This is a genomic window from Kitasatospora sp. NPDC058218, from assembly GCF_042882445.1.
Lineage (GTDB): Bacteria > Actinomycetota > Actinomycetes > Streptomycetales > Streptomycetaceae > Kitasatospora.
Window position 1 is genome coordinate 1 of sequence record NZ_JBHVWC010000091.1, and the last position, 11,110, is coordinate 11,110.

Here is an 11,110-nt window from a genome sequence, read left to right on the forward strand (position 1 = left end):
AACAAGGACCTCGACAATCCTCATTCTTGCTGGTCAGAGGCACTTTCTGCTTTCCTGACCACCCGTCGGACGAGCCGCTTCGTGAAAGCGCGAGGCTAGAGGCGGGAGCGCATGTCCAGCGTAAGGTCGAGGATCTCGTGCAGCCACGGGCTGCGCACGGCCGGCAGCCGGGCCAGGGTGTGCTGGAACGTTCGAGGATCGGCCCGGAACGCGTACTGGGGGCGCAGCGGGAACGAGTCGTCGAAGTCCGGCCACCAGCCGCTGCCGGCCCTGAGGCGTCGGCCGACCGGCTCGCGGAGGACGTCGTCGGGTACGCGGCCGGATCCGGGAACCGGTAGCGGCGACCGGGGAGAGACCAGCCACCGCCACACCCCGAACGGGAGCGGCACCGGGTAGGCCGGTGCGGTCAGGCCGGTGGGGGTCCAGCTCCGACCCGTCTGCGGGTGGACCGGCACGAGCAGGATGTCGACGCCCGCGTCGGGAACGGGCAGTCCTGGACCGGCCAGGACGGCGCGCCGGACCTGCCGACCCGTGGGCAGGAGGGCATCGAGGGCGCGTTGGAACATCTCCTTGACCATGCCGTTCGGGACGGTCACCGGCTGTCCTTCGGAGGCCACCAGCAGGTGGGCGAGCGCCCGGCCGGCCGCCGCCTCCCACTGCGGGCTCCATGACAGGTGATGGCTCGACCCTAGCCCCGACCCCCACGTGACGATCGACTCGTACGGGGGTGTGCCCCTCGCCTCCTCCATCAACTCCTTCCAGGAGCGCGGTTCGGTGTCGGCGCCGCCGACGGGGAGCCGGTCCACGGCGTTCGGGGTGAGCCATACCGCCTGCCAGAGCGAGCAGTCGTCGATCCTGGTCGCCACGGGCAGGGCACACGCCTCGCACACCATGTTGGGGCCGTCGCCGCCGGCAAGGCCGCAGCAGGCACCACCGCGCTTCTCGGGGATCAGCAGGGTGCCACGCATGTCTCCGGGCGCGATGACGATCGCGCCGGGCTCGCCGTCGGACAGGGCGGGGACCGGCGCGTGGACACCGCGCGCGGCTGCCTCATCCGAATCGATCTGCTCCCACCTGCGCCATGGCGGCCCCCAGGGCTCCGGGTCGACGGCGAAGGTCCCCGACTCCATGAGCACCGGGAGCTGGATCCCGTTCCCGTACGTCTGATGAGCGTGGACCGGAAGGGCGACCTCGGACAACGGGGCGGTCAACTCGGCGCCGCACCCCGCACACACGAAAACGAACAAAGATCCTCCGGCCGGGAAACAGGGCCATGGTCGCAGCTCCGTGGCAGCTCGACCAGCGGGTTTCCTCGCCCTTCACGGTGCCGAAGCGCCGTCACGACGGGGCGACTCACCCAGTGTTCGAGTCCGTGCCCTGCGATGCCTCCCGCGATGGTGAACAGCAGCCACTCGTTCCCGTGGGACTCTGCTCCTGGTCCTCCCCGCGGGCGCGGGGAGGACCAGGAGCAGAGACCTGGCGGTCGGCGTTGACCCGAAGGGAACCCCCTCGCGGGCGGGAAGCAGTGGGTCCGGTGCCGACACAGGGGTGCGGCCCCTCAGCGGTCGCCGTGTGCTTCGGCCGCTGCTGCCGTACCGCGGCGAGTGCGTTCAGCGGGCGGGAACCGTGTCCCGCTCCGCCGCGTTCAGCAGTTCCTCCAGACGAGCGGCGCGCGCCAGCTCCGGGCACTGCTTACGAGCCCGGGCCAGAGCGGCGCGGGCCTCGTCGTAGCGGCCGAGGGCGGTGAGTGCGGCGGCCAGGGTGCAGCAGGCGTCGGCGCGCCAGAATGGCGAACTGACGAAGGTGCTCCAGCGCTTGGCCAGCCGGGCGGCCGACTCGGGTCGCCCGTCGAGCAGTTCGGCGTCGGCGGCGGTCTGCGCGTACTTGTGCATGACGCGCGGTTCGGGCTCGGAGCCGTCGCCGTTGAGGCCGATGAGCGCCAGCGCGACGCGGTGCCGGACCTCCCGCGCGGGCAGCTCGCCGGCTTCTCCGGCGGCCACCGCCGCGGCCGCCGTCAACTGGTAGCCGATGGCGCGGCAGGCTCCCTGATGGATGTGCAGCAGTTCCCGGGCTTCGGCGTCCGCCTCCTCGTACCGGCCCTCGGCGAGCAGGACGCTCGCCCGGGTGCCGTTCGCCCGAGCCGATGCGGGTACCAGGTCGAGCAGTCGGCGGGCCTCGCCGATCCGGCCCCGAATCATCAGCCGCTCCGCACGCACCAGATCGGGGTGGCGCAGCTGGTCTTCGATCAGGTTGTGCCGCAGCGTGAGGCCGAGTGCACCCCACAGCGGGCTGAGCGGACCGGCCTGGTAGCGCAGGTTGGTGACGACGGTGGTCACCAACAGGGAGATCCCGAGCCCCCCGGGCGAAGCCCCACGGGTGTGCGGCGAGCAGCGCGCCGAGGCCGAGCTGGACCGTCAACAGCGCCGCGGAGTGCAGCCACAGGCGCAGGCGCAACCGCGGGGCGGGGGTGATCTCGAGGAAGATCGTCAGCTCGGCGGCGGGCACCAGGCCGATCTCGACGGGCACGCCTGCGATGGCGGTCGAGGCCAGCCTGCGGCCGCGGCCGTAGCGGACGAGTATCAGCCGGGCGCCGGCCGCCCGGTGGAACAGCAGGCTCCACACGTCGGGGAACAGCAGGCCGACCCCGATGCCGAGCAGGATGCCGATCCGGGCGGCGAGATCACCGTCCCTCAGCGCGAGGAAGGCGAACGGGGCGAGCAGCGCGGCGAGCAGTTGCCAGGCCAGCCGGCGGGAGAGGGGAAACGTCACGGGCGAAGCATTTCGGCAGGTCACCGCAAGGGGAAGCACCCGTGACGCACTTGTGACCCCTTGTCCGTCACGGAACCGGCGCGCTCGGGGGATCAGCCATGAGGGTGCGGGCGTGCGCTGCGGAGACGGCCCGGCGGCGAGAGGAGCCCTCCCCGCAGGCACGGGGCCGGCCGGTCGCCTCCTCGCCGCGGGAGTCGGCCGACGCCCGCGGCCGACGGGCTACAGGTAGTCGTCCAGGCGGGCGAGGGCGAAGCCCTGCGAGGTGACCTCGTTCACGACCTTGCGGAGCAGGTCGGGCATGGTGCCCGGCCACAGGTCGGTGCCACGGAAGTGGGTGAGGATGATGTCGCCCGAGTGCAGCCGCTGGTCGTCGTAGCGGTACTCCATGTGGTCGGGGAAGGCCTCCTCGTTCCAGAGCGGCACCGCCTCGATGCCGCAGGAGCCGGCGGCCCGCAGGGTGTCGTCGTTGTACTCGCCGTACGGGGGCCGGAACAGCCTGGGGCGGGTGCCGATCTGCTCCTCCAGCCGGTCCTGCTGGCGGCAGATCTCGTCCCGCTGCTGGTCGTAGCCGAGCACCTTGAGGTTGCGGTGGTTGATGGTGTGGTTGTTCACGGCGTCGCCCTGGGCGGCGAGGTCGCGGAAGTAGCCGTAGTCCTCGCGCGCGAGGTAGTCGGCGACGAAGGTGCTGAGCGGGACCCCGAGCTCCGCCGCCATCCGGGAGAACTCCGGATCCTTCTCGGCACCGTCGTCGACGGTCAGGAAGACGATCTTCTCGTCGGTCGGGACGCGGTAGACCACCGGCGGGCGTCCGTCCTGGAGCTTCACCCCCTGCACCGGCTTCAGCTCCGGCTTGGACACCGGCCGCTGGGGCGCCTCCAGGGGCAGCCGGTCCACGCCCCAGCGGTGCGCGGTCTCCAGCGCCGCGCGGCCGGCCGTCTCCCGTCGGGCCACCGCCTCGCTGCTGCTCTCCTCCTCCGACCGGGCCAGGCCCGGCAGTGCCAGCGGCACGGCCGGGGGTCGGGGCGCACCCCGGTCGGCGGTGGAGCCGGCGGAGGCGGAGCCCGCGCCCGCCTCGACGGGCGCGGCGCTCCTGCCGGCCCGCGAGGACGGCGCCTCCCGCCCGGTCGGTGCGGCGCAGCCGGCGACCACTGCCGACAGGCAGACCACGGCCAGGAGGCCGGTCCTGGCCCGGTGACTTCCCCTCAGTCCCCCATTAATACGATGATCTGATGGTGTGTCCATGGAGCACTGCTCCCCCGACACGCCGGACGGCCAATCCCCCCGTCACCCGCCCGGCCCACGGCGCGCGCGGCTCGGGCGGCTCGCCGGCCCTCGTCAGCGGACGACGTCGAGGACGTTCAGCTGCAGGCCGTTGGCGTACACCGCGTGCTCGACCAGCTTCAACTTCTTCGCGTCCTTGTCCGTGGCGCTGAACAGCCGCTTGCCCGCGCCGAGCAGCAGCGGAAAGACGAGCAGGTGGTAACGGTCGATCAGGCCGGCGTCCGAGAGGGCGTGGTTCAGGGAGGCACTGCCGTGGACGATGATGGGGCCGCCCTCGGTCTCCTTGAGGGCGGCGACCTCGTCGAGGGTGCGCAGGATCGTGGTCTCGCCCCAGTTCGGGACGAGCTCCTCCTCGGTGAGGGTGGTGGAGACGACGTACTTCGGCAGGGACCGGTAGTGGGCGAACTCGGCCATGTCCGGCCACACCGGGCTGAACGCCTGGTAGCTGACCCGGCCCAGCAGGACCGCGGCGGACTCCTGCTGCTCCCGCCCCTTGATGTCGAACGCCTCGGGGAGGAACTCGACGTCCTTGAAGGTCCATCCGGAGTTGCGGTAGCCGGGCTCACCGCCGGGGCCCTCCACGACCCCGTCGAGCGAGATGAAGGCGGTGCTGATCAGGGTGCGCATGAGTCTTTCCTTGCTGTCTCGTGTCGGTCTTCGACATGCTCGTGGTCGGTGCGGAGCGGCCGGGGACGTGCGCCGTGCGGCCGTCAGGCCAGGAGACCGTTCAGCCACTGCTGCCAGGCGGCCTCGGCCCCGTCCGCGTCCGGCCCGAACAGGTGGTGGAACATGAGCACCACGCCGGAGCCGTGGTGGAAGGTGTAGAGCCCGTCGGCGGTGCGGATCCCGACGCGCTCGTCGTCCGCCCAGACCACGTCGCCGTCCAGCGGCGCCAGGCCGGCCGGCTCCGCGTGCGCCCGGGCGCCCACGGCGGCCGGGACCGGCAGCGACAGCCCGTGCAGGACGGCCGCCCCCACCTCCCGCGGAGCCCTCCCCCGCGGCAGCGCCATCGCGAAGACGGGCACCCCGGCACGATCGGGGAAGTGGGCCAGGTACTCGTGGAGCGTGTGCAGGTGGAAGGGCCAGCCGCGACGCAGGGCGTCGTACTCGTCCTGCCAGTCGTCGCCGAGCAGGCCGCTGTGGACGACACGGAGCACGGTGCTGCCCCGGCCCCTTCCCTCGATCAGGTACTCGAAGGCCATGAACCGGCCGTCCTCGCCGGGGGACGTACGGGTCGCGAAGCGCTTGCCGGGCTCGTAGGCGGTGACCACCGCCTCCTCCCGGTGGCCCGCGGTGGCAATGGCGGCGACGCCGCCCTCGCGCGGCTCCACCTCGTTGCGTCCCATGAACCAGGAGTCGATCCCCGGTCCGGTCGCGATCGCCTCCCAGACCTGTTCCGGGCTCGCCGGCAGGGTCGTCTCCAGTTCGATCTCGAACGGGTGCGTCATGGTCGGTCGTCCTGTCCTGCTTCGGGTTCGTGTGGGTGTGCCTCCCCGGCCTCCGGCCGCGGGCCGGCCGTGCCCCCCGGGGCACCGGGGGTGGACGCGGGGATCTGGTGGAGCCCGACGACCAGGCGGCTGCGCCGGCCCCCCGGGGCGGACTCGTCGTGGTAGCGGCCGACGAGGGCCGCGACCGCCTGGGCGAGTTCGTCCGCGAAGGCCGCCCGGTCGGCCGCGGAGGCGAAGCGCACCTCGGCGTCGATGCCGAAGGTCGCGACCCGCTGCCGCGCCCTGGCGGCGCCGCCGAGCAGCGCCCCGACCTCCTGCACCAGTCGGGCTCCCAGCGCCAGCAACCAGCGGGCGGAGAGCTGGTCGGGAGACCTGGCGGGATCCGGACTGAGGGTGGCCAGGGCGCTGGGGGAGATCACGTAGGAGGCGGCGGTGGCGCGGTACACCCGCTCGGTGACGTTGCCCTTGCGTCGCTCCTCGGCGAGCTCGACCAGCCCGTGCCGCTCCAGCTCCTTCAGGTGGTAGTTGACCTTCTGCCGGGGCAGCCCCAGGCGGACGGCCAGCATGGCCGCCGAGCCGGGCTCGGCCAGGGCGGCGAGGACCCGGGACCGCATCGGGTCCAGGGCCGCCTCCGCTGCGGCGGGTTCTTCGATCACGGCGACGTCCAGCACTCCTCCAGGATCCAGCCGACAGAACTTCTTGTCAAGACAAGAGAATTTGTCGGTGAGTCGGACCGGCCGGCCCGACAGGCCGCTCACCTCGGAAAACCGCTCGCGGCGGGCGCCGCACGGCACCGACAATGCGCGGATGGAGTTCATCACTGCGCAGACACCCGCCCCCTGGACCGTCACCCCGGCCGACGTGGGCTCGGCGGAGGCGCTGGCACTGCTGCGCGAGTACTACACCGACGTCGCCAACCGGTACTACCGGCTGCACCTGGGCCGGGACGGCACGGCCGAGGAGATCGAGTCCGGCCTGGCCGACTCCCCGAGCGACGACCTCGCCGGGCCGACCGGGGCCTTCCTGCTCGGCCGCCACGGCGGCGCACCGCAGGCCTGCGCCGGCCTTCGGGTGATCGAAGCCGGCACGGTGGAGCTGACCAGGGTCTTCGTCCGGCACGAGGCGCGCGGCACCGGCGGCGGCCGGCACCTGCTCGCCGCCGTGGACGAGGCCGCCCGCGCGCTCGGCGCCGAGCGCATCGTGCTGGACACCCGGCTCGACCTGGTCGAGGCCCGCGCGCTCTACACCCGGCACGGCTACCGCGAGATACCGGCGTACAGCAGCGGCCCGTACGCCCAGATCTGGTACGGCAAGGACCTCACCGAGCAGGCCCCCCAGGGCAGTTGAGCCCGACGCCGGCGCGCCGGTCAGGCGCTGGGCGGGTGGGCGTCGGTGCGGCCGATCACGGGGCCCACGGACCGCGTCCGTGACGGGGCGGCGGCAGGCAGAACGCGGCGACGACCGGGGCTCCGGTCCGCGCCCCCGCCCCCGCCCCCGCCCCCGCCCGAAAGTCGCGTGGCGGGCGGGGGTGAGAGCATGAAGAACGGCCGCCGGACCTGGCCAGGTACTCCGACGGCCGTGGCCCCGTCCGTCAGGGGGCGGGGCACTTCGAACGCTATGACAGCCCGCAGCCGCTCGGCTACCACGGTGGGCCGTCCGGGGGATGCCGCGTGTCGCGCGGCCTCCCGGACCGTCCGACCGATCCGCTACGATCCGTGCTCGAAAGGTCGCTCTGCGACACCGACCACGCCGGTGCCGCACCCCGGGACACGACACGAAATGCGGTGATCACCCTGGCCAGGCCGCGCTCCAGCCTCGTCATCGCCCTGGCACTCGCCGCGGCGGTGCTCGGCGCCACCGTGCCGGCGGGCGCCGCCCCGACGGACGCCCCGGTGCCGGCCGGCGTCGGCGACCCGGTGTTCCCCCTGCTCGGGAACGCGGGCTACGACGTGCTCGGCTACGACCTCGACCTCCGCTACCGCCCCGACACCCGCACCGTGGACGGCACCGCCGTCCTGACCGCCCGCGCGCTCACCCCGCTGCCGGGGCTGGAACTGGACGCACTCGGCCTCGACGTGCACGCCGTCCGGGTCGACGGCCGGCCGGCCGCGTTCCGGGCGCACGACGAGAAGCTGACCGTCGTCCCGGCCCGGGCGGTGCGCCGCGGCGCCTCCGTACGGGTGACGGTCGACTATTCGGCCGACCCCGCGGCGAAGCTGCCGCACACCGGCTGGGTGCCCACCTCCGACGGCTTCGCGGTGGCCGGCCAGCCCGACGGCGCGCACACCGTGTTCCCGTGCAACGACCACCCGAGCGACAAGGCCGGCTTCACCATCGCCGTCACCGCCCCGGACGGCCTGCTCGGGGTGGCCAACGGCCACCTCACCGCCACCGAGCGGCGCGACGGCGGGCAGACCACCCGCCGGTACGACTCGCGCGAGCCGATGGCCACCGAGCTGGTGCAGGTGTCGGTCGGCGACTACACGGTGCGCGAGCGCACCGGCCCGGGCGGGCTGCCGCTGCGCGACGTCGTCCCGACCGCACGCGCCGCCGACCTGGAGCCGGCCCTCGCACTCACCCCCGGCCAGCTGGAATGGGCCGAACAGCACCTCGGGCCGTTCCCGTTCGAGACGTACGGACTGCTGCCCGTCGACACCGACGACCCGGCCGCCTTCGACTTCACCGGGCTGGAGACGCAGACCCTCACGCTCTACAAGCCGAACTTCCTGCGCCAACCCGAGCCCGTGATCGGCTCGCACATGATGCACGAGCTGGTGCACTCGTGGTTCGGCGACAGCGTCTCGCCGCGCACCTGGGCGGACCTCTGGCTGAACGAGGGCCACGCCGACTTCTACGGCCTGATGTACCGGTACGAGCGCGGCTGGCCGGACACCGGCGGTTTCAGCACCCTGACCGACCGGATGCGCGACGTGTACGCCAAGGGCGACCAGTGGCGCCACGACTCCGGGCCGGTCGCCTCGCCGACCGCCGCCGACCTCTTCGACAGCCAGCGGTACACCGGTGGCGCGCTGGTGCTGTTCGCCCTGCGCGAGCGGGTCGGCGCGGCCGTCTTCGACCGGATCGAGCGGACGTTCCTGCAACAGCACCGGGACGGCACGGCCACCACCGCGGACTACATCCGCACCGCCTCGGAGGTGTCCGGCCAGGACCTCTCCGGCTTCCTCACCGAGTGGCTCTACGGCGACCGGACCCCGGCCATGCCGGGCCACCCGGACTGGACCGTCATGCCGGTCACCCGGTCCGACCGCGCGGACGGAGTGCTCACTCCCGCGCCGCACGGCACCGGCACGCTCTGAGCCGGCACCCCCGGGGTGACCGCCGAGCCGCGCCCTCGGCCCCTCACCGCAATGCCCGTGGTGCGCGGAGGCACTCCCGGGGCCCCCGTGGTCCGCGCGGCCCCGCCGTACGCCCGGCGCGCCGGTCCGGTGCGCCCGGACGCCCGGTGCGCGCCCCTGTACGGCCGGGGCCCGCGGGCGCATCGTGGTCTCACGGCCCGCCCGCCGCCCGGCCGAGTTCCGGCCGGCTCGCGGGCCGTCCAACGTCCACGCGGAGGCCGCCCGCCGACCCGCCCGGACGGCCGGCGGCACCCCGCCCCTCCCGCCCGCGACACGCCGCTGGAAAATGGGTGCCCTCGGCAGGCAACCCGGACGGGCTCCCATCGCGTTCAGCAGCCGTGAGAAGGACAACGACGACACGGCCGCCACGGCCGGCGACGGCAGGAACGGCGGGAGCACCATGGCGGGGGCGGCACGATGAGGGAAGCGACACCGGACTTCGAGGAGTTCGTCGCCACCCGCAGCCCGCGCCTGCTGCGCATGGCATGGCTGCTGACCGGCGATCCGCACCTCGCCGAGGACCTGCTGCAGACAGCGCTCGCCAAGGTCTGGCCCCGGTGGGAGAAGATCTCCATCGACCGGCCGGAGGCCTACGTCCGGCGGGTGCTGGTGAACTCGCACGTCTCCTGGTGGCGGCGCCGTTGGCACGGGGAGCTGCCGCACGGCGAACTGCCGGAGCAACCGACGGGCTCGGACCCGTTCGAGGAGCTGGTGGTCGGTCAGGTGGTGGCCGCCGCCGTCCGGGCGCTCCCGCCGCGCCAGCGCGCGGTGGTCGTGCTGCGGTACTTCGAGGACCTGAGCGTCGAGGAGACCGCCGAGGCCCTGGGCTGCACGACGGGCACGGTCAAGAGCCAGACGCACCGGGCACTGCAGGCCCTGCGCGGGAAGCTGCCCGCCCGCGAGCTGCTGCTGGACGGGGGACGCCGTGAGCTGGTCTGACTTCGACCGCTCCGGTGCCGACCGCCCCGGGCCCGGCGACGGCGACGGCGACCGCCCCTGGCTGGCCGACGCCGAGGTGGAGGACGAGCTGCGCGTGCTGTTGCAGCGGGCCGCCCCGGACCTCCCCGCACCCGCCGACCGGATGGACCGGGTCCGCGAACGCGCCGACCGCACCCGCCGCCGGCGCCGGGTGGCCGGCCTCGGGGCCGGGCTGACCGGGGGCCTGGTCGCCGCCGCGCTGGCCGCCGCTCCGGCCACCGCGCCCGCACCGTCGAACACCGTCCTGCACCCCGCGACCGGCGGACCGACCTCGGTCGGGCCCGTCGCCGAGGCGCCGTCACCGAGCCCGCCACCGACAGCCGCGAGCAACTCACCGAGCGTCTCGCCGAGCAGCGTTCCGAGCTCCTTCGACGGCGCACGGTCCGTGCTGTTCACGGAGGTCGGCAGGGTGATCCTCGACGTACCGCGGGGCTGGTCCACCCTGATCATGACGCCCGGCGGAGCGCCGAAGAGCACCGGGTACACGGCCAACAAGCCGCTGTCGGTCGCCCCCTACTGTCCGCCCTGGCAGAGCGACTGCGCGCCGCTGGAGGCGTTGGACACCGACACCGTGCTGATCGCCGTGACCCTGCTCGACGACCCGGCCCACGTCCAGAAGCTGGCCGGGAAGGCGACTGCCGCCGAGGACACCGCGCTCGACAAGGGCTGCGGCCTGCGCGGTGGCACCCGCCAGCTCACCGGCCACCGGACCGTCACCGTGGGCGGCACGGCGGCGGTCGTCGAGCTGACCGCCTGCCTGAACCGCCCCTCCGCCCGGACGGTGGAGCTGGTCCAACGAGTCGTCGACTCGGTCCGCACCACGGGCGGCGCCTCCGTCGTCGCCACCGGCAGCTCGCTCGACTGAGCGCTCCCCCTCACCCCCTGCGTCCCGAAGGCGGTCCCGCCATGGCCCTGTTCCGTCGGATCCTCGTCGGTCTGGTGCTGCTCCTGGTGGGCTGTACGCCCACCGCACCGAGCCCGGTCTCCTCTCCCCCCACCTCGGCACCGAGCCCCCGGGAGTGCCGCCCGCCGTCCCAGCGGGCCTGCGCGCGGCGGCGCCCGCTCAAGGGCGACCGGCCCCGACGGGCCTGCCGCATCGCCTCCCCGCCCCCGGCCCGGGGCTGCTCGGGGTGATCCCGAGGCCGGGGCCGTCGGACGGCGCCCCGGCAACGGCGCGGGGCCGGCCGGGGAGCGCGGCCGGGGCCGCGGGCGGCGGGGGGGTGGTGGGCCCGGCGGGGGCGCGCCGGGCCCGGGGCCGGCGCGCGCCCGGGGGGGCGT

The 11,110-nt window shown here is 74.1% G+C and carries 12 protein-coding genes; 6 read left to right on the forward strand and 6 right to left on the reverse strand.

Annotated elements, in window-relative coordinates; genetic code table 11:
- Window positions 1-95: 95 nt before the first annotated feature.
- Together ACFVYI_RS38645 and ACFVYI_RS38650 are read right to left on the reverse strand one after the other, a co-directional pair.
- Window positions 96-1,247 (reverse strand): hypothetical protein, encoded by a 1,152-nt coding sequence (locus tag ACFVYI_RS38645; RefSeq protein ID WP_387894311.1) that lies wholly within the window; start codon window positions 1,245-1,247, stop codon window positions 96-98.
- 363 nt (window positions 1,248-1,610) lie between these two features.
- On the reverse strand, window positions 1,611-2,336 hold the full coding sequence (locus tag ACFVYI_RS38650) for a hypothetical protein (protein ID WP_387894313.1): 726 nt from the start codon (window positions 2,334-2,336) through the stop codon (window positions 1,611-1,613).
- Here ACFVYI_RS38650 and ACFVYI_RS38655 point away from each other — a divergent pair.
- Window positions 2,320-2,814 (forward strand): hypothetical protein, encoded by a 495-nt coding sequence (locus ACFVYI_RS38655; protein ID WP_387894314.1) that lies wholly within the window; start codon window positions 2,320-2,322, stop codon window positions 2,812-2,814. The genes ACFVYI_RS38650 and ACFVYI_RS38655 overlap by 17 nt on opposite strands.
- A 174-nt stretch (window positions 2,815-2,988) precedes the next feature.
- Here ACFVYI_RS38655 and ACFVYI_RS38660 read toward each other — a convergent pair whose 3' ends face one another.
- The 4 genes from ACFVYI_RS38660 to ACFVYI_RS38675 form a co-directional block, all read right to left on the reverse strand.
- A complete protein-coding gene (locus ACFVYI_RS38660; protein WP_387894316.1) occupies window positions 2,989-3,936 on the reverse strand; it encodes a polysaccharide deacetylase family protein in 948 nt (315 codons plus the stop codon).
- Between the two features lie 168 nt (window positions 3,937-4,104).
- Window positions 4,105-4,677, reverse strand: a complete 573-nt coding sequence (locus ACFVYI_RS38665) for a dihydrofolate reductase family protein (RefSeq protein ID WP_387894318.1) — start codon at window positions 4,675-4,677, stop codon at window positions 4,105-4,107.
- 83 nt (window positions 4,678-4,760) lie between these two features.
- Window positions 4,761-5,498 (reverse strand): SRPBCC domain-containing protein, encoded by a 738-nt coding sequence (locus ACFVYI_RS38670; RefSeq protein ID WP_387894320.1) that lies wholly within the window; start codon window positions 5,496-5,498, stop codon window positions 4,761-4,763.
- Complete coding sequence (locus ACFVYI_RS38675; protein WP_387894322.1) at window positions 5,495-6,169, reverse strand: ArsR/SmtB family transcription factor; 675 nt, start codon at window positions 6,167-6,169, stop codon at window positions 5,495-5,497. Before ACFVYI_RS38675 ends, ACFVYI_RS38670 begins: the two co-directional genes overlap by 4 nt.
- A gap of 136 nt (window positions 6,170-6,305) precedes the next feature.
- On the opposite strand from ACFVYI_RS38675, the gene ACFVYI_RS38680 reads away from it, so the two are divergent.
- From ACFVYI_RS38680 to ACFVYI_RS38700, 5 genes are all read left to right on the forward strand, one after another.
- Entirely contained in the window at window positions 6,306-6,845 is a 540-nt protein-coding gene (locus ACFVYI_RS38680) for a GNAT family N-acetyltransferase (protein ID WP_387894324.1), read from the forward strand.
- A gap of 446 nt (window positions 6,846-7,291) precedes the next feature.
- A complete protein-coding gene (locus tag ACFVYI_RS38685) occupies window positions 7,292-8,815 on the forward strand; it encodes a M1 family metallopeptidase (protein ID WP_387894372.1) in 1,524 nt (507 codons plus the stop codon).
- Window positions 8,816-9,271: 456 nt separating this feature from the next.
- Complete coding sequence (locus tag ACFVYI_RS38690; RefSeq protein ID WP_387894326.1) at window positions 9,272-9,793, forward strand: SigE family RNA polymerase sigma factor; 522 nt, start codon at window positions 9,272-9,274, stop codon at window positions 9,791-9,793.
- Complete coding sequence (locus ACFVYI_RS38695) at window positions 9,780-10,697, forward strand: hypothetical protein (protein ID WP_387894328.1); 918 nt, start codon at window positions 9,780-9,782, stop codon at window positions 10,695-10,697. The genes ACFVYI_RS38690 and ACFVYI_RS38695 overlap by 14 nt, the downstream gene beginning before the upstream one ends.
- 41 nt (window positions 10,698-10,738) lie before the next feature.
- The gene (locus ACFVYI_RS38700; RefSeq protein WP_387894330.1) at window positions 10,739-10,966 is read left to right on the forward strand and encodes a hypothetical protein; all 228 of its coding nucleotides are present in this window, start codon (window positions 10,739-10,741) and stop codon (window positions 10,964-10,966) included.
- Window positions 10,967-11,110: the final 144 nt, after the last annotated feature.